Source organism: Indibacter alkaliphilus LW1, assembly GCF_000295935.2.
Classification (GTDB): Bacteria; Bacteroidota; Bacteroidia; order Cytophagales; family Cyclobacteriaceae; genus Indibacter; species Indibacter alkaliphilus.
Genome location: NZ_ALWO02000011.1, coordinates 184,421 through 203,270, shown reverse-complemented (window position 1 = coordinate 203,270; position 18,850 = coordinate 184,421). Strand labels below are relative to the sequence as shown.

Genomic DNA, 18,850 nt, shown 5'->3' with positions numbered 1-18,850 from the left:
TGCTATGGAAAACGACAAATTTATTGTAGGACTGGATATTGGAACCACCAAAATCTGTGCGATTGTAGGACGGAAAAATGAGTTCAACAAACTGGAGGTTTTGGGAGTGGGGAAAGCTGTTTCAGATGGAGTTATAAGAGGAATTGTGACCAATATCGATAAAACTGTAAATGCCATTCAGAAGGCTGTAACAGATGCTTCTGACATGGCGGAAGTGGATATTGCCAACGTTATTGTTGGGATTGCCGGGCAGCATATCAGAAGTTCTATCCACCATGGGAGTATCATGTGCAACCCACAACAGGGTGAAATTACCATAGAGGATGTCAGAAGACTCTCCAACGATATGGAAAATATTGTTGTGCCTCCTGGCAACACCATCATTCATGTTATGCCACAGGATTATACTGTGGATTATGAAGACGGTATCAAGGATCCGGTTGGAATGTCCGGATGCAAATTAGAAGCAGATTTCCATATCATCACTGCACAGTCTACAGCCATCAGTAACATCAACCGTTGCATCAAGCGCGCTGACCTTATTTCCAAAGATCTTATACTGGAGCCTTTAGCGAGCTCACTTTCTGTCCTTAGTGAGGAAGATAAAGAGGCTGGGGTTTGTCTGGTTGATATAGGTGGAGGTACCACAGACATAGCCATATTTTACGACAATATCATCAGGCATACTGCTGTGATTCCTTTGGGAGGAAATATTATCACTACAGACATCAAAGAAGGATGTATGGTACTTTATCATCAGGCTGAACTCCTCAAAACGAAATTTGGTAAGGCCATTTCTGAGGAGGCCAATCCAAATGAGATTGTTTCTATTCCTGGATTGAGAAATAGACCACCAAAAGAAATATCGATTAAAAACCTTGCTTCAATCATACAAGCCAGGATGGAAGAAATCATCGAGCATGTTCAGAATGAACTAGTGGCAAGCGGCCATTACAAGAAGTTGGCAGGAGGCATAGTTCTCACAGGAGGAGGCTCCTTATTGTCCGGCGTGGCCCAGCTTTTCGAATATATGACAGGCTTGGATACGAGGATTGGCTATCCAAATGAGCACTTAGGAAAGTGTAAAGTTGACGAAATCAAGAGTCCCATGTATGCCACTTCCGTTGGGCTTGTTTTGGCAGGGTTCAAATCATTTGATGAAAGAGAGGAGAATTATAAACTCAGGTATCAAAAAGTTGATGGAAGACCAACACAGAAAGTTCTTAAAGGGGATTTTGGTACCAGCATCTTTACAAATATCAAAAACAGATTAAAAGATATCATTTCAGATGATATTCATGAAGATAATAATTACTAGGGCTTATCATATTGGGGGAGGTGAAGGGTCTTGCCTTTCATTTCCCTAAAAATTTAAACATTGAAAATAATTATTCACCAACATACACAAATAAATGTCAGATAACATGAAAGATTACAAGTTTGATCTTCCAAAAAACCACAAATCCATCATTAAGGTGATCGGAGTAGGAGGTGGCGGTTCCAATGCCGTTAACCACATGTATAATCAAGGTATCAAGGACGTGGAGTTCGTGGTCGTCAATACTGATGCCCAGGCACTCAAAAGCAGTCCTGTGCCATTGAGGCTACAATTGGGAGCTAACCTTACCGAAGGACTTGGAGCCGGAGCAAATCCTGAGAAAGGAAAAAATGCTGCCCTGGAAAGCAAGGAAGATATCAGAGAGCTGCTTTCTGATAAGACCAAAATGGTCTTTATTACAGCTGGAATGGGTGGAGGAACCGGTACGGGTGCCGCTCCTGTAATTGCCAAGATAGCAAAGGACATGGATATCCTTACTGTAGGGATAGTGACTGCACCTTTTGTTTTTGAAGGAAGGAAGAAAATGCAGGCTGCACAGACTGGTATTGAGTCGTTGAGGGAAAACTGCGACACAGTCCTTGTTATCCTCAATGATAAATTGAGGGAGATTTACGGTAACCTGGCCATTCGTTCAGCTTTTGCAAAGGCTGACAATGTTCTGACTACTGCAGCCAAGTCAATTGCCGAAATCATTACTGTGCATCAAGATGTCAATGTGGATTTTGAAGATGTCAAAACAGTGATGAAAGATGCGGGAGCTGCAGTAATGGGCTCTGCCAGTGAAGAAGGAGAAGGAAGAGCAATCCGTGCCGCTGAGAAGGCTATTGCTTCGCCTTTATTGAATAACGTAGACATCAGAGGAGCGCAAAAAATCCTGCTTTCAATCATGTCAGGAGAGGATGATGAGCTTTCTATGGACGAATTGAGTGAGATTACGGAATACATCCAAGAGAGAGCCGGAGAAGATGCAGAAGTGATATTTGGTCAAGGAATTGATCCTGATCTAGGAAAAGGTATCAGAGTAACTGTGATTGCCACAGGTTTTGAAATGGATAAGCTGACAACAGCTTCCCCTAGTTCAAAGGCAGTGAAACCTACTGCTGTTGTGACTGAAGCTGAGGAGGAAGAGGAGAAAACCATTAAAGTCATAGACCTTGAGTCTGGCAAGTCCTCAAAAGTTGCTGAAACAGCTTCTCCAGGAGAATCATATACTTTTACCTTTCAAAGACCGATTCAAAAAGCCAATGAGCCTAAGCCAACAATGGATACTCCAAAGGCTGTGGAAACTGAACAAAAGACTGAGGTGAAGCAAGTGGAAATCGAAGAGGTGGAAGAGCAAGATGAGTTTGTGTTTGAAGACGCTGATAAATCTTCTGAAAAATCAAAAGTAGTTTTTGAACTGGAAAGCGAGGAGGAAAAAGAGCCCCAGCTTCCGGTAAACCAAAAAGAAGAGGAAGAAGAAGCTAAGCCTACTGTTTTTGGAAATGATTACTATGAGGAAGTCAGGCAAAAAGCAATTCAAAAAGCTTACGAGAGATTTGAAAAGTTGAAAAACATGCGAAGCACTTTTAACCAGAACACGGAGGATTTTAAAGAAAAATTAGAGACTCCGGCCTTTGTAAGAAAGCAGGTTAAGTTATCTGATGTGCAGCACAGTTCTGAAAGAAGTCTTTCCAGATTTAATCTAACAGACGAAAATGAGTTTTTGAAAAACAATAAGTTTCTGCATGATAATGTTGATTGACTTCTAAAAGTCAATCAACATTTCAGCCTGTGATTGAAGTAATTCCATGTACAGCCTGTTGGTGAGCAGGTTATCTGACATGTTGTCTTCTATTTTGGCCAATTTTGGTTTGAAGGCAAGTACATGCATTCCCAGGTAATGGAAGATGTCGGTGAGGTGGCTCAAAGCGATGCCACCCCCGCCTATTCCTGATGATAGTCCTACTAAGGCACATTTTTTATTTCTAAAACTATTTGGGTACGTCATTCCGTCAATAAAGGATTTCAGTATTCCTGGAAAAGAACCATTGTATTCAGGTACGATAAAAACAAATTTTTTCCCTTCCTTTACTTTCTGGTGAAAGTTATTGAACAGATTGTTTTTTCCATTGTTCTCATATAGGGCCGAAAACACAAAATCATGGGGCAAATCCTGTAAATTTAAAATCTCAGCATCTTTGCCCATTTTCTTTAAATTTTCCAGATAGATTAGTGCCAATTTATTGGACAGAGAGTTTTGTCGGTTGGTGCCTACGATTATCTTTATCATTGAATAGAATTTCTAAAATTAATGCAGCTAATCTACAATCAAGACTGCTTTTAAGTTTCGTATGTGAGTTAAATTATTTGTAAAATCGAAATTTGTACCTTCAATCCAAACTACCAAAATGAGAATAGAGCCCACAATTAGCTACAGCCAACAGATACAACATGCAGTTGATGATATTTTAGGAAAATATGATCATGCGATTGATTTGGGTATCATCCTAGGTACAGGGTTGGGACAGCTTATTCAACATATCCAGATAGAAAAGGAGATCCCCTATGAAGAAATCCCGTTTTTTCCGGTTTCCACAGTAGAAAGTCATAAAGGCAAGTTGATTTTTGGGAAGCTGTCAGGCAAATCCGTGGTAGCCATGCAAGGGAGATTCCATTACTACGAGGGATACTCCATGAAAGAAGTGACTTTTCCAGTTAGGGTGATGAAAAAACTTGGTATCAAACACCTGTTTGTTTCAAATGCAGCAGGAGGGCTAAATCCAGAATATAAAATCGGTGAATTGATGATCATCAATGATCATATTGACCTGTTTCCCGAAAATCCTTTAAGAGGAAAGAATTTAGAAGAATTCGGAGTCCGATTCCCTGATATGTCAGAACCCTATGATCAGTCTTTGATTACTTCTGCCTTGGATATTGCCAAAAGGGATTCAATGAATGTTCATCAAGGCGTTTATGCTGCCGTTCAGGGCCCAAATCTGGAAACCAAAGCAGAATACAAATATTTGAGGACAATTGGAGCTGATGCTATAGGAATGAGTACGATTCCTGAAGTAATTGTTGCCAGACATATGGAGTTGCCGGTATTTGCTATTTCAGCAATCACTGATCTTTGTTCGCCTGGAAATATCAAAAAAGTAAAGATAGAGGAAGTATTGGTGGCTGCTGCAAAGGCAGAGCCAGGGATGGGATTGATCATCAAAGAGTTGATTGCTAAACTTTAATTATAGAGATTGAATCTTTGATAGTGATATGGATACTTTTGAAAATAGTATTAATGCTGCTTTTTTATTTTTATCAAAACGGCTCAAACATCCCTGTGATACAGGGATAATACTGGGCTCGGGATTAGGAAGCCTTTTACAGGAAATGAAACTCATTCAAGAGTTCCCTTATGCAGAGATTCCACATTTTCCAATCTCAACTGTGGAGGGTCATTCCGGAAAACTGATTCTCGGCGAACTTGAAGGAAAGATGGTTTTAGCAATGAGTGGGCGATTTCATTTTTATGAAAATTATGGAATGAAGGCAGTAACTTTCCCTTTAAGGGTTCTTAGAACATTGGGAGTTGAAAAGCTTGTCATCACCAATGCGGCGGGAGGTCTTAACCCTGATTTTCAAGCAGGAGACCTGATGCTTATTGAGGATATTATCAGTCTTTTTCCTGATAATCCACTTAGAGGTAAAAATTTGGGCGATTATGGCCCCAGATTTCCTGATATGTCAGAATCCTTGGATTCTGAATGGATGAAATTAGCCTTAGATGAAGCGGTCGATCTAAGAATTGATTTGAAAAAAGGGATTTATGCTGGGGTCCCAGGCCCAAAACTCGAAACCAAGGCAGAAGTACGGTTTTTGCGTATAATCGGGGCTGATGCTGTAGGTATGAGTACGGTGCCGGAAATTATCATAGCCCGGCATATGGGTTTGAAAACTATAGCATTCTCTGTTATCACCAATGAAAGTATTCCAAAAGTCCGCAAGGAGTTTACCCATGCAGATGTAGTTGAAGTTGCAGATAGAGCAGGTAAGCAGCTTGCCCTTTTAGTCAAGAGGATTTTGTAGTGGAAAAAAAAAAGGTTACCAATTCAATTGGCAACCTTTTAAGTCTTTTGTGATTGATCAAACAGTCATGATTTCTGCTTCTTTTTTCACCAATAGCTCATCAATTTTTGAGGAATACTGATCTGTTAATTTTTGGACATTATCTTCCGCTCTTTTGACTTCATCTTCCGCAACCCCGTCTTTTTGGAGCTTTTTTAGGGATTCATTGGTGTCTTTACGGATAGTTCTGACTGAGATTTTACCAGACTCACACTCTTGTTTGGCTTGTTTTACCAAAAGCTTTCTTCTTTCCTCAGTAAGTGGAGGAATTGTTAGGATGATGATCTCTCCGTTATTTTGTGGCGCAAGACCAAGGTCAGAATTGATAATTGCTTTTTCAATTTCGCCTATAAGGTTTTTTTCCCAAGGCTTAATGGTTAAGGTCCTAGCGTCAGGAGTAGTCACAGAGGCTACTTGTTGTAAAGGCGTAGGAGCGCCATAATAGTTCACCATTATTCCGTCAAGCAGATTAGGCATAGCCTTTCCGGCTCTGATTTTAACCAATTCGGAAGCAGTATGATCTACTGCTTTTTGCATGAGTTCTTTTGCTTCTTCCAGGTAAAGTTGAATTTCTTCCATGTCTAAATAATTCTGGATTAAATTGAAGTAATTAAAGTTCCTATATCTTCGCCGGAAACTATTTTTTCAAGGTTTCCGGGTTTGTTCATGTCGAATACCACTATGGGCAGATTATTTTCTTGACATAGAGTAAACGCAGTCATGTCCATGATGTTGAGGTTTTTCTGGTACGCCTCTTGGAATGAGAGTGTTGTATATTTTGTTGCGTTTTTGTCTTTTTCTGGGTCAGCAGTGTATACACCATCCACTCTAGTGCCCTTGAGTACTACATCGGCTTCAATTTCAATGGCTCTTAAGCTGGCAGTAGAATCGGTAGTAAAGTATGGGTTGCCAATTCCTGCCCCAAATATCACAATTCTTCCTTTTTCCAAATGTCTGATAGCTCTTCTTCTGATAAAAGGCTCACATACGCTTTCAACTTTAATACCGGACATTAACCTGGTGTACATGCCACCTTGTTCTAAGGCACTTTGAAGGGCCATGGCGTTGATCAACGTGGCAAGCATACCCATGTAATCCCCCTGAACCCTGTCTATCCCTGTCTTTTCCGCCTGTACTCCTCTAAAGATATTACCTCCTCCAATTACAATAGCCACTTCTACACCCATATCCCTGACTTTGCGGATTTCCTGTGCGTATTGTTCAAGTCTATTTGAGTCAATTCCGTAATTCTTTTCGCCCATTAGGGCTTCTCCGCTAAGCTTCAGTAAGATCCTATTGTATTTCATTTTTCGGTAATTGGGAAATGGTACTTTTTAATTTCTATGGTTTAAACCCGACAAATATAAAGCCTTAATGTAGAAAACTAAACTAAGACCATTTTAAAATTGGATCAATACCTGATTTTTCTCCACGCTTTGGCCTTTTTTGATTTTGATGGATTTGACAGTACCATCTCCAGGCGACTTCAGAATATTTTCCATTTTCATGGCTTCCAAAATCAAGACAGGATCACCTTTTTTGACTTCATCTCCTTCTTTGACCTTGATATCAAAAATCAATCCCGGCATTGGAGCCTTTACTTCTTTGGCTGCATTGGGAACAGCCATGTTCATGCCTAATTTTTCCAAGAGCAGGTCAAACTTGTCTTTGAGTTTTATCTCACAGGGTTTGTTATTGAGTTTCAGAGTTATGGTTTTAGTTTCTTCCTCAATCTGCACTAGTTCAAGGTTAAAAGACTGATTTTGATAGAGAACATTGAAATGATGCTCACCTGTCTTAGTGATATCCCAGTCAAGAATCTGTTCATTCACTTTGATTGAATCTTTCGGTTTCTCGACTTCAAAAACTGAATTTTTTATACTAACTGAATACATTTCGTTTATTTTGCGCCTAATATACGATTTATCTTTAAAAACCCTTTTTATGAAATTGGATAAAACCAGACCCATTTTAGCCATTGTGTTTGTCCTGTTTTGGTCTTGCCAGACTGCTAATATTACTGTAGAAGAAGGCAGTGAACAAAATAATGTAGCTGTTGATCAGCAGGATTTAAAGGATCATGAAAAATCCGAAAAGGTTAGGAAGTTGGAAAGTGAAATTTCAGAATACCGCAGCTCCAACCAAAGGGATTTTGATTTGATTCATACAGCTCTGGATCTTTCTTTTGATTTTGAAAATGAATTGGTTTTTGGAGAAGCAAAGCTTTTGATCAAACCTTATTTTTTCCCCCAGAGTGCTTTAGTTCTAGATGCCAAAGACTTTGATATTCATAATATTTGGCTTGTGGAGGATGGAAAAGAAGATGTTTTAAATTTCAGATACAATACTCAGAAAGCTACAATTTATTTACCCAGGGAGTATACAAATAAGGATACGCTTCAGGTTAAAATCAAATATACTGCAATGCCCAATGAGAATTCCGGTCAAGGGAGTGTTGCAATAACTGATAGGAAAGGACTATACTTTATCAATACCCAAGGGAATGAAAATAAGCCTATTCAAATCTGGACGCAAGGGGAGACAGAGCACAACTCTAAATGGTTTCCAACCATTGATTCGCCCAATGAAAGAACTACACAAGAAATCAGACTTACAGTACCTGAGCAGTTTAGGACAATCAGTAACGGCACCCTGATTTCCAGTACTACCCAAGCTGATGGTAATCGCACCGACCATTGGCAGATGGATTTACCCCATGCCCCATATCTGGCAGCAATAGTGGTGGGTGATTTTGTAGAAATCAAAGATGAATGGGAGGGATTGCAGGTTAATTATTATGTTGAAAAAGAATTTGAAGAAGGGGCAAAAACGGTTTTTAAAAACACGCCGGAAATGATCGGTTTCTTTTCAGAGATATTGGGAGTGAGGTACCCTTGGCAGAAATATGACCAAGTTGTGGTCAGGGATTTTGTTTCTGGGGCTATGGAAAATACCACGGTTTCTGTTTTCATGGAAGAGCTAAATCTTGATGAGAGAGAGGCAATTGATTCAGAGTGGGATGGAATAATAGCCCATGAATTATTTCATCAGTGGTTTGGAAATTATGTCACTAATGAGTCATGGTCAAACCTGACTTTAAACGAAGCTTTTGCCAATTATTCTGAATACCTCTGGTATGACTATAAGGAGGGCCGTGATGAGGCTGACCTTCATCATGTATCCGAATTGGAGCAATATTTAAGTGAGGCAAAAAGGAAGCAGGTGGATTTGATCAGGTTTTATTATGATGATCCAGAGGATATGTTTGACAATCACTCCTATGCTAAAGGAGGCAGAATTCTTCACATGTTGCGTGATTATCTTGGAGATGATGCGTTTTTCAGTTCCCTTCAACATTATTTAACGAAGCATGCCTTCCGAAGTGTGGAAGTCCATGATTTAAGGTTGGCTTTTGAAGAGGTTACAGGGATAGATCTCAATTGGTTTTTCAATCAGTGGTTTTTAGATTCAGGTCATCCAGTATTGGAATACGAGGTAGACTATTCACAGCCTGAAAACCTTTTATTGACAGTTTCCCAAAGACAGGATTTTGAAAACACACCGCTTTATAAGTTACCTTTCAAGGTAAGTTGGTATAGCGGTGGGGAGCGTTTTGTGAAAGAATATATTTTGGATAAAGCATGGCAACAATTTGCAATTGAAAATGAGGTTCCGATCACCGAGCTTTATTTTGATGAGAGTCAGCAACTTTTGGCTGAAAAAAAATCTTACAGGGGAAAGGCTCATTTTATTAACCAATTCAAGGAATCTACTTTTGGGGTATCAAGGTATGAGGCATTGGACAGTTTAAGTTCTGATTATTCAAATGATCCGGAGGTGACTTCTGTGATTGAAAGGGCACTGCAGGATCCTTTTTGGGCAATCCGAGAAATGGCTGTCATGAAAATCTCTCAAAATCCGGATTGGATTTCTCAAATAGAGAATATTGAGGAAAAGCTGTTCGAAATTGCAGAGAATGACCAAAAAAATACAGTGAGGCTAGGTGCTATTGAGTTATTAAGTTTGATTGATGGGGGGAAATATTCACCGGCATTCCTGCGATGGATGAATGATCCCTCATATTACGTAGCTGGAACAGCTTTGCAGGCTTACCTGGAAAATGACAGTAATACCAATAGAGATGAGATAGCAGAAAGGTTCAGAGAAAGCCGGAACATCAGGATAATTGTTGCACTTGCAGATTATTTCATTTCGGAGGAGCATGCTGAAGAGTCAGACTGGTTTCATAAGAAGCTTGAAAATCTAGGTGGTCAGTCACTTTATTATTTTGTAGGCTATTATGCTGACTATTTCTCCAAAATTAGGGGGGGGAATTCAGAATTGGCGGTAAACAACTTGGTAAAACTAGCTTCTGAACACAGGGCATCTTATGTTAGAATAGCAGCTTTTATGGGTATTTTTGGTTTTGTAGATGAACCAGGAGTAGTGGATCAAGCCAAGAGGATTTTTGCTGAAGAAAAGGATCAAATGGCAAAAGATTATATGGAATTTTTTCTTTCTCCTTATCTAGAGGAAAATTAATCTGTTGATTTTTATAGGGTTAAATAGAGCGTCATAAAAATAGTCGGAAAAATTTTACCATTATTTTGAATGTTTACGAAAAGGGTATAATTTTGCCATCCGTTAAGACATCGAAAAGCTTCAAAGTATCAATGTTTTAGCGAAAATTCAGTTGGGGGAATACCAAAGCGGCCAACTGGGACGGACTGTAAATCCGTTGACTTATGTCTTCACAGGTTCGAATCCTGTTTCCCCCACAAAATTGAAATGCAAAATATTTTAGTAGTTTTGCATTAGGTTTTAAAAAGCGGGAGTAGCTCAGTTGGTAGAGCGGCAGCCTTCCAAGCTGCAGGTCGCGGGTTCGAGCCTCGTCTCCCGCTCTATGCTTTTTATAGCATATAAATGTTATCAGCCGACGTAGCTCAGGGGTAGAGTACTTCCTTGGTAAGGAAGGGGTCACGGGTTCAAATCCCGTCGTTGGCTCAGAAGCATTAATAGAATTTAAAAATTATATCTTTAACTAAAACAGAGGATTTTCACGCATGGCAAAAGCAACCTTTGACCGTTCCAAACCGCACGTTAATATCGGTACGATTGGTCACGTAGACCATGGAAAGACAACTTTGACTGCTGCCATTACCACAGTTTTGGCTTCTAAGGGTCTTTCCGAATTAAGAGATTTCTCTTCTATCGACAACGCTCCAGAAGAAAAAGAAAGAGGTATCACCATTAACACTTCTCACGTTGAGTATCAGACAAACGCAAGACACTACGCTCACGTAGATTGTCCTGGTCACGCTGATTACGTGAAGAACATGGTAACTGGTGCTGCCCAGATGGATGGCGCTATCCTAGTGGTAGCTGCAACTGATGGACCTATGCCACAGACAAGAGAGCACATTCTTTTGGCTCGTCAGGTAGGTGTACCAGCGCTAGTAGTATTTTTGAACAAAGTTGACATGGTCGATGACCCTGAACTTCTTGAATTAGTTGAAATGGAAGTTAGAGAATTGCTTTCTTTCTACGAATTTGACGGTGACAATATCCCAGTTATCGCTGGTTCTGCACTTGGTGCTTTGAACGGTGAAGAAAAGTGGGTTAACACTGTAATGGAGTTAATGGATGCAGTTGACAATCATATTCCGCTTCCTGAGCGTTTGATCGACAAAGACTTCTTAATGCCTGTTGAAGACGTATTCTCGATCACTGGTCGTGGTACAGTTGCTACTGGTAGAATTGAAAGAGGTGTAATTAACTCTGGTGATCCGGTAGATATTATCGGTATGGGAGCGCAAGGCCTTAAGTCTACCGTGACTGGTGTTGAGATGTTCCGTAAGATTCTTGATAGAGGTGAAGCGGGTGATAACGTAGGTCTTTTGTTGAGAGGTATTGAAAAGTCTCAAATCAAGAGAGGTATGATTATCTGTAAGCCAGGATCTGTTACTCCTCACGCTCACTTCAAAGCAGAAGTTTACGTTCTTTCCAAAGAAGAGGGTGGACGTCACACTCCATTCTTCAACAAGTATCGTCCTCAGTTCTACTTAAGAACTACTGATGTTACTGGAGAGATCAAACTTCCTGAGAACGTTGAAATGGTAATGCCAGGTGATAACGTTACAATCGAAGTTAACTTATTGAATGCAGTTGCTTTGGAAAAAGGTCTTCGTTTTGCTATCAGAGAAGGTGGTAGAACTGTAGGAGCTGGTCAGGTAACAGAAATTCTTGACTAATTTTCCAAATTGATTATAAAATTCAAATGCGATCCTGAATTATTTTTCGGGATCGCATTTGTTTCTTGTTCCAATTGTAACTACTTTTGCGTTCCCTTTTGGGGAACCAAATATTCTACGGGCATAGTTCAATGGTAGAATAGCGGTCTCCAAAACCGTTGATGGGAGTTCGAATCTCTCTGCCCGTGCAAAATTATAGTAGACCATGAATATTAAAAATTTTGTAGTTGAATCCATAGACGAAATGAAGAACAAGGTGACTTGGCCTTCTTATTCGTTTTTGCAAAACAGCGCTGTATTGGTGATAGTAGCATCTATCATTTTTGCACTGGTGATAGGCCTCATTGATTTGGGATTCGAGAATTTGATGAAGTGGTTCTACGATTTATTCTAATCTGAATATCAATTACTGATGGCTGAACATAAGTGGTATGTACTTAGGGTGGTAGCAGGGCAAGAGAAAAAAGCCAAGACTTACTTGGATAATGAAATTGTCCGTCAAAAACTTGAGGATTATATTCCTGAAGTCTTGATACCCTCCGAAAAAGTTTACGAAATGCGTAACGGCAAAAAGCGTGTGAGGGAAAGAAATTTTTTTCCTGGCTATGTGCTTATCAATGCCGACCTATCACATGGTGAAGCTAATCATGTAATTACAAGTATACCGGGAGTAATCGGTTTCTTAGGGTCAAACCAAGGGGGGGCTTCCAAAACCCCTGAGCCATTACGTCAATCAGAAGTTAACAGGATCTTAGGTCGTGTTGAAGAGATTGATGAGTTTGCAGAGAAATTGGATACACCATTTATAGTTGGAGAGACCGTAAAAGTAATGGACGGTCCTTTCAGTGGTTTCTCGGGAACAATAGAAGAGGTGTTTGAAGACAAGAAGAAATTGAATGTTATGGTCAAGATCTTCGGTCGAAACACACCTGTTGAATTAAACTTTATACAAGTAGAAAAACAAGACTAGGAAATGGCTAAGGAAATCACTGGTTATGTGAAATTACAGGTGAAAGGTGGCCAGGCAAATCCATCACCTCCGGTTGGTCCGGCTCTTGGTTCCAAGGGTTTGAACATCATGGAGTTCTGTAAGCAGTTCAATGCCAGAACCCAAGACAAAATGGGACAGGTATTACCTGTTTTGATTACTGTTTTCTCTGACAAGTCTTTTGAATTCGTAGTAAAGACACCTCCTGCAGCTAACATGCTGATTGAGGCGGCGAAAATAAAGGGTGGGTCAGCAGAGCCAAACAGGAAAAAAGTAGGTTCTGTCACTTGGGATCAGGTTAAAGAAATTGCAGAGGTAAAAATGCCTGACTTAAACGCTTTCAAAGTAGAATCTGCCATGAAAATGATTGCAGGTACTGCTAGAAGTATGGGTATCACTGTTTCTGGTAAAGCCCCCTGGGAGGATTAATTAAACAAACTATGGCTAAGTTAACAAAAAAGCAAAAAGAAGCTCTTTCTAAGTACGACCCAAGCCAGCAGTACTCCCTAGAGGAAGCTTCTTCCATTGTAAAGGAAATCACCAATGCCAAATTTGATGCTTCTGTTGATCTTGACATCCGTTTGGGTGTAGATCCAAGAAAAGCAGATCAAATGGTAAGAGGTGTGGTAGCATTGCCACACGGAACTGGTAGAGAGGTAAAAGTACTTGTACTTTGTACTCCTGACAAGGAAGAAGAAGCTAGAGAAGCTGGTGCAGATTATGTAGGTCTAGATGACTATATTGCTAAAATTGAAGGTGGATGGACTGACGTAGATGTCATCATCACTATGCCTAATGTTATGGCTAAAGTCGGTAGATTAGGTAGGGTTTTAGGTCCAAGAGGACTTATGCCAAACCCAAAATCCGGAACGGTTACCTTAGAGGTAGGAAAAGCTGTAAAAGAAGTGAAAGCTGGTAAAATTGATTTCAAGGTAGATAAGTTTGGAATCATTCATGCCAGTGTAGGAAGAGTTTCTTTTGGTCCTGATAAAATCCAGGACAACGCAAAAGAACTTATCAACACAATTTCTAAGCTAAAGCCTGCGTCCTCAAAAGGTACTTATTTTAGGAGCATTCACTTGTCAAGCACAATGTCTCCGGGCATCAAAATAGATAAAGGAAGTATTCAAGGAATTTAATCATGACTAGAGAAGAAAAATTAGAAATAATCGAAGGTCTTACCGAGAAATTCAAAGAAAACCCTTATTTCTATATCACAGATGCATCGGGTTTTAGTGTTGCAAAGGTAAATGCCTTCAGAAGAACCTGTTTTGAAAAAGGTGTTGAATACAAAGTGTACAAAAATACTTTGATCAAAAAGGCGCTTGAGAATTTAGAAGGAGATTATGAAGAGCTATCTTCTGTCGCTCTTAAAGGATTTTCCGGCATCATCTTTTCAAAAGAAGTAGGAAATCTTCCTGCTAAGGTCCTTTTGGACTTCAGAAAGAAACAAGGTAAGAAGGAAACTAAGCCAATCTTTAAAGGAGCATCCATAGATTCAGATGTATTTACCGGAGAAGATCAATTAGAAATGCTTTCTAATCTGAAATCTAAACAAGAACTTCTTGGAGACGTCATTGCACTTCTTCAATCTCCTGCCAAAAATCTTATTTCTGCGCTTCAAAGCGGACAGAATACTTTGGCTGGACTTGTTCAGACCCTTTCTGAGAAAGAATAATCAATATCATAATCATTAAGTTAAAAAATCAACAATTTAAATATTAATACAATGGCAGATCTTAATCAACTTGCTGAACAGTTAGTAAACTTGACTGTAAAAGAAGTAAAAGAATTGGCTGATATACTAAAAGACAACTACGGAATCGAACCAGCTGCTGCTGCAGTTGCAGTTGCAGGTCCTGGAGCTGGTGCCGGTGCAGGTGCTGCTGAAGCTGAAGAAAAAACTTCCTTCGACGTTGTTTTAAAAGCAGCTGGTGGTCAGAAATTGGCTGTAGTTAAGCTTGTTAAAGAATTGACTGGTCTTGGCTTGAAAGAAGCTAAAGAATTGGTTGACAGTGCTCCTAAAGCAGTAAAAGAAGGTATTGCGAAAGACGAAGCTGAAGCTTTGAAAAAGTCTCTTGAAGAGGCGGGTGCTGAAGTAGAGATCAAGTAATTTGACTGGCCTTTCCTCCTTAGGATAAGGTTAAAGGTATAGACCTGACTAATATATAAGTCAGGTCTTTTCCTGTTTGTGCACAGGAATTAAATTGCACTATTTCAAGCGAAAATTGTCGCTTTCCATTAATAATTTTCACTAAAAACATATACTGCCTTGGCTATCCAGAATCAAACCGTAAGGAAAAGTTTCTCATCTATAAAGGTAGTCAAAGACTATCCGGATTTCTTAGACATCCAGCTTCAATCCTTTAAGGACTTCTTTCAATTGGATACTCCTGCTGAAAGAAGAAGACAAGATGGTCTTTTCAAGGTGTTTTCAGAAAATTTCCCAATCTCTGATTCCAGGGAAAATTTCACCCTTGAGTTTATTGACTACACAGTAGACCCTCCAAAATACAGTGTTGGAGAATGTATCGATAGAGGTCTCACCTATTCGGTTCCCCTTAAAGCTAAACTTCGCTTGCTTTGTCATGACGAAGATAATGAGGATTTTGAAACCATTGAACAGGAAGTTTTCCTAGGAAACCTTCCATATATGACTGAAAAAGGTTCATTTGTGATTAATGGTGCCGAGCGGGTCATAGTGTCGCAGTTACACAGGTCTCCAGGAGTATTTTTTGCCCAAAGTAAGCACACTAACGGAACTAAGCTTTATTCGGCCAGGATCATCCCTTTCAAAGGTAGTTGGATTGAATTTGCAACTGACATCAATAATGTGATGTACGCCTATATCGATAGGAAAAAGAAATTCCCTGTAACTACCCTTTTAAGAGCCATAGGTTATGGATCAGATAAGCAAATTCTCGATTTATTCGGACTTTCTGAAGAAATTGATGCTACCAAATCTAATCTCAAAAAGATCACCGGCAGAAAACTTGCTGCACGTGTTCTTAAAACTTGGGTTGAGGACTTTGTTGATGAAGATACAGGCGAAGTAGTTTCAATCGATAGAAATGAAGTACTTCTTGAAAGAGACTCTATCCTTACGGAAGAAGATATTGAGTTGATCTTGGACTCTGGTTCTAAATCAATTATTCTTCATAGAGAAGATGTCAATGTAGCAGATTACTCTATTATTTATAATACGCTTCAAAAAGATAATTCCAACTCCGAAAAAGAAGCTGTAGAGGTAATATATAGACAATTAAGAAATACAGAAGCTCCTGATGAGTCTACTGCCAGAGAAGTAATTCATGGATTATTCTTCTCTGACAAGAGGTATGATTTGGGGGAAGTTGGTAGATATAGAATTAATAAGAAGTTAGGTCTTGAAATTGATTCTGAGAAGATCGTTTTGACTACAGAAGATATTATCAGTATTGTGAAGTACCTAATTGGTTTGATCAATTCTAAGGCTGTAGTTGATGATATTGATCACTTGAGTAATAGAAGAGTTAGGACAGTAGGAGAGCAGCTTTACAGTCAGTTTGGTGTTGGTCTTGCAAGAATGGCAAGGACAATCCGAGAAAGAATGAATGTAAGGGACAATGAAGATTTCAAACCTGTTGATTTGATCAACGCGAGAACATTGTCATCAGTCATCAATTCCTTCTTTGGGACAAACCAGCTTTCTCAATTTATGGATCAAACCAACCCGCTAGCTGAATTGACTCACAAGAGAAGATTGTCAGCATTGGGACCTGGAGGTCTATCTAGAGAAAGAGCAGGATTTGAAGTACGTGACGTTCACTATACTCACTATGGCCGACTTTGTACCATTGAAACACCTGAAGGTCCTAACATTGGTCTTATTTCTTCTTTGTGTGTACATGCCAAGGTAAACTCAATGGGATTCCTTGAGACTCCTTACCGAAAAGTAAAAGAAGGGAAGGTCAGCATGGACAAGAAAGACATTGTTTTCTTGACCGCAGAAGAAGAGGATGATAACAATATTGCTCAAGCGAATGCACCGTTGGACGATAGCGGTAAATTTGTCAACGAAAAGGTGAAAGCAAGATTTGAAGGTGATTTCCCGGTTCTTGAACCACATGAAATCAGCTACATGGATATCGCTCCAAACCAGATTGTATCTGTTGCAGCCTCTTTAATTCCGTTCTTGGAGCATGATGATGCGAACAGGGCCTTGATGGGTTCAAACATGCAGCGTCAAGCAGTTCCTTTGTTGAAGCCAGAGTCACCAATTGTTGGGACTGGCCTTGAAGGAAAAGCAGCTATTGACAGTAGATCATTGGTTCTTGCAGAGGCTGATGGTGTTGTGGATTACGTAGATGCAACCAAGATCACCATCAAATATGATCTTTCTGATGATGAACTATTGGTGAATTTTAGTGACCAATATAAGACGTATGACTTGATCAAGTTCAGAAGAACAAATCAGGATACGACTATCAACCTGACTCCACTTGTTCTTAAAGGGGATAAAATTGTTAAGGGGCAAGTGTTGGTTGAAGGTTATTCAACCAATCAAGGTGAACTAGCTTTAGGTAAAAACCTGAAAGTCGCTTACATGCCATGGCAAGGATACAACTTTGAGGATGCAATTGTAATCTCAGAAAGAGTTGTAAGAGAGGATATCTTTACTTCTATCCATATAGAAGAATTCCAACTTGAAGTAAGAGATACCAAAAGGGGAGAGGAAGAACTAACATCCGAAATCCCTAATGTCTCTGAAGAAGCTGTCAAAAATCTTGATGAGAATGGAATCATAAGAATTGGTGCAGAGGTCAAAGAAGGAGATATAATTATAGGTAAAATCACACCAAAAGGTGAAACAGATCCAACTCCTGAAGAAAAACTTCTTAGAGCTATCTTCGGAGATAAAGCAGGTGATGTCAAAGATGCTTCTTTGAAAGCTTCCCCTTCACTCAATGGTGTTGTGATTGAAACCAAGTTGTTCTCTAGACCTAAAAAAGACAAGGACCTTAGAGCAAAGGCTAAGGCTGAAGTTGAAAAACTTAAAGGACAGTATGCCAAAGATCTTTTAGGTATCAGAGCCAAAATGATCAATAAATTGATTTCCTTACTAGATGGGAAGACATCTCAGGGAGTTAAGCACAAATTTGGAGATGAGATTATCAGCAAGGGCGTGAAGTTCAATGCGAAGAATATTGAGCAGAATCTTTTCCCTGCAAAAAACCCTTACAGAGATGAGTCTAACTACAATGTGCCTGAGGAAGCTAATCTGATTTCAGATATCATTCTTGATGACTGGTGTGAAGATGCACATGTAAATAGTCTTATTCAGCAGCTTGTCAAAAATTATGTAAATGCTAGAAATGAAATCTCCGGTAGATTCAAGAGAGAGAAATTTACTCTTGAAGTGGGAGATGAGTTGCCAGCAGGAATCGTTCAGTTAGCTAAAGTTTACATTGCCAAGAAAAGAAAACTTAAGGTAGGTGATAAAATGGCCGGTCGTCATGGTAATAAAGGTATTGTTGCCCGAATTGTTAGAGATGAAGACATGCCATTCTTGGAAGATGGTACTCCTATGGATATTGTGTTGAACCCTCTGGGTGTACCTTCAAGGATGAACATTGGCCAGATTTACGAGACTGTTCTAGCTTGGGCAGGATTGAAATTGGGTAAAAAGTATGCCACACCTATATTTGATGGTGCCACTATGGAAGAGGTTTCTGCCGAACTCGATGCAGCTGGACTTCCGGCATATGGGCGAACTTACTTGTATGACGGTTTGAGCGGTAAGAGATTCGAACAACCAGTTACCGTAGGGATCACCTACATGCTGAAACTAGGTCACTTGGTAGATGATAAAATGCACGCGAGGTCTATTGGTCCATATTCTTTGATTACACAACAGCCATTGGGTGGTAAAGCTCAATTTGGTGGTCAGAGATTTGGCGAAATGGAAGTGTGGGCGCTTGAAGCTTTCGGTGCATCCCATGTCCTTCAGGAGATTCTGACAGTGAAATCTGATGACGTGGTGGGTAGGGCCAAAGCTTACGAAGCAATTGTAAAAGGAGAAAATCTCCCTAAACCAAACATTCCGGAATCTTTCAATGTATTGGTACATGAGCTTAGAGGCTTGGCACTTGAAATTACCCTTGACTAATTTAAATTAAATGGGCC

Annotated in this window: 17 protein-coding genes and 4 tRNA genes; 17 read left to right on the top strand and 4 right to left on the bottom strand. The window is 39.8% G+C overall.

Annotated features, from left to right (window positions below):
- Positions 1 to 4 precede the first annotated feature (4 nt).
- The gene (ftsA, locus tag A33Q_RS02360; RefSeq protein WP_009034240.1) at positions 5 to 1,318 is read left to right on the top strand and encodes a cell division protein FtsA; all 1,314 of its coding nucleotides are present in this window, start codon (positions 5 to 7) and stop codon (positions 1,316 to 1,318) included.
- A 106-nt stretch (positions 1,319 to 1,424) separates the two neighbouring features.
- Positions 1,425 to 3,083 (top strand): cell division protein FtsZ, encoded by a 1,659-nt coding sequence (gene ftsZ, locus A33Q_RS02355; protein ID WP_016254522.1) that lies wholly within the window; start codon positions 1,425 to 1,427, stop codon positions 3,081 to 3,083.
- 3 nt (positions 3,084 to 3,086) lie between these two features.
- Here ftsZ and A33Q_RS02350 read toward each other — a convergent pair whose 3' ends face one another.
- On the bottom strand, positions 3,087 to 3,611 hold the full coding sequence (locus A33Q_RS02350; protein WP_009034238.1) for an NADPH-dependent FMN reductase: 525 nt from the start codon (positions 3,609 to 3,611) through the stop codon (positions 3,087 to 3,089).
- Between the two features lie 118 nt (positions 3,612 to 3,729).
- On the opposite strand from A33Q_RS02350, the gene A33Q_RS02345 reads away from it, so the two are divergent.
- Entirely contained in the window at positions 3,730 to 4,566 is an 837-nt protein-coding gene (locus A33Q_RS02345) for a purine-nucleoside phosphorylase (protein WP_009034237.1), read from the top strand.
- Positions 4,567 to 4,594: 28 nt separating this feature from the next.
- Entirely contained in the window at positions 4,595 to 5,407 is an 813-nt protein-coding gene (locus A33Q_RS02340; RefSeq protein WP_009034236.1) for a purine-nucleoside phosphorylase, read from the top strand.
- 57 nt (positions 5,408 to 5,464) lie between these two features.
- Here A33Q_RS02340 and frr read toward each other — a convergent pair whose 3' ends face one another.
- From frr to A33Q_RS02325, 3 genes are all read right to left on the bottom strand, one after another.
- Positions 5,465 to 6,025, bottom strand: coding sequence for a ribosome recycling factor (frr, locus tag A33Q_RS02335; protein WP_009034235.1), 561 nt, complete (start codon positions 6,023 to 6,025; stop codon positions 5,465 to 5,467).
- A 17-nt stretch (positions 6,026 to 6,042) separates the two neighbouring features.
- Positions 6,043 to 6,753 carry a UMP kinase gene (pyrH, locus tag A33Q_RS02330; protein ID WP_009034234.1) on the bottom strand — a complete coding sequence of 237 codons (711 nt, stop codon included), beginning with the start codon at positions 6,751 to 6,753 and terminating at the stop codon, positions 6,043 to 6,045.
- 93 nt (positions 6,754 to 6,846) lie between these two features.
- Positions 6,847 to 7,341 carry an acetyl-CoA carboxylase biotin carboxyl carrier protein subunit gene (locus A33Q_RS02325; protein WP_009034233.1) on the bottom strand — a complete coding sequence of 165 codons (495 nt, stop codon included), beginning with the start codon at positions 7,339 to 7,341 and terminating at the stop codon, positions 6,847 to 6,849.
- 49 nt (positions 7,342 to 7,390) lie between these two features.
- Between A33Q_RS02325 and A33Q_RS02320 the strand changes: the two genes are divergently transcribed.
- From A33Q_RS02320 to rpoB, 13 genes are all read left to right on the top strand, one after another.
- Positions 7,391 to 9,988, top strand: a complete 2,598-nt coding sequence (locus tag A33Q_RS02320) for a M1 family metallopeptidase (protein WP_009034232.1) — start codon at positions 7,391 to 7,393, stop codon at positions 9,986 to 9,988.
- A gap of 153 nt (positions 9,989 to 10,141) precedes the next feature.
- Positions 10,142 to 10,224: transfer RNA gene (locus tag A33Q_RS02315), tRNA-Tyr, on the top strand.
- A gap of 50 nt (positions 10,225 to 10,274) precedes the next feature.
- Positions 10,275 to 10,347: transfer RNA gene (locus A33Q_RS02310), tRNA-Gly, on the top strand.
- A gap of 31 nt (positions 10,348 to 10,378) precedes the next feature.
- Positions 10,379 to 10,450: transfer RNA gene (locus tag A33Q_RS02305), tRNA-Thr, on the top strand.
- Between the two features lie 59 nt (positions 10,451 to 10,509).
- Positions 10,510 to 11,697, top strand: coding sequence for an elongation factor Tu (gene tuf / locus A33Q_RS02300; RefSeq protein WP_009034231.1), 1,188 nt, complete (start codon positions 10,510 to 10,512; stop codon positions 11,695 to 11,697).
- 117 nt (positions 11,698 to 11,814) lie between these two features.
- A tRNA-Trp gene (locus A33Q_RS02295) sits at positions 11,815 to 11,885 on the top strand.
- Between the two features lie 17 nt (positions 11,886 to 11,902).
- On the top strand, positions 11,903 to 12,091 hold the full coding sequence (gene secE / locus A33Q_RS02290; protein ID WP_009034230.1) for a preprotein translocase subunit SecE: 189 nt from the start codon (positions 11,903 to 11,905) through the stop codon (positions 12,089 to 12,091).
- A gap of 18 nt (positions 12,092 to 12,109) precedes the next feature.
- Positions 12,110 to 12,667, top strand: a complete 558-nt coding sequence (nusG, locus tag A33Q_RS02285; protein ID WP_009034229.1) for a transcription termination/antitermination protein NusG — start codon at positions 12,110 to 12,112, stop codon at positions 12,665 to 12,667.
- Positions 12,668 to 12,670: 3 nt separating this feature from the next.
- On the top strand, positions 12,671 to 13,114 hold the full coding sequence (gene rplK, locus A33Q_RS02280) for a 50S ribosomal protein L11 (protein ID WP_009034228.1): 444 nt from the start codon (positions 12,671 to 12,673) through the stop codon (positions 13,112 to 13,114).
- An 11-nt stretch (positions 13,115 to 13,125) separates the two neighbouring features.
- Positions 13,126 to 13,824 carry a 50S ribosomal protein L1 gene (gene rplA, locus A33Q_RS02275; protein ID WP_009034227.1) on the top strand — a complete coding sequence of 233 codons (699 nt, stop codon included), beginning with the start codon at positions 13,126 to 13,128 and terminating at the stop codon, positions 13,822 to 13,824.
- A 2-nt stretch (positions 13,825 to 13,826) separates the two neighbouring features.
- Complete coding sequence (gene rplJ / locus A33Q_RS02270; RefSeq protein WP_009034226.1) at positions 13,827 to 14,363, top strand: 50S ribosomal protein L10; 537 nt, start codon at positions 13,827 to 13,829, stop codon at positions 14,361 to 14,363.
- Between the two features lie 51 nt (positions 14,364 to 14,414).
- Positions 14,415 to 14,798: a 50S ribosomal protein L7/L12 gene (gene rplL, locus A33Q_RS02265; RefSeq protein ID WP_009034225.1), complete on the top strand. Its 384-nt coding sequence runs from the start codon at positions 14,415 to 14,417 to the stop codon at positions 14,796 to 14,798.
- A gap of 159 nt (positions 14,799 to 14,957) precedes the next feature.
- The gene (gene rpoB / locus A33Q_RS02260) at positions 14,958 to 18,833 is read left to right on the top strand and encodes a DNA-directed RNA polymerase subunit beta (protein ID WP_009034224.1); all 3,876 of its coding nucleotides are present in this window, start codon (positions 14,958 to 14,960) and stop codon (positions 18,831 to 18,833) included.
- Positions 18,834 to 18,850 lie beyond the last annotated feature (17 nt).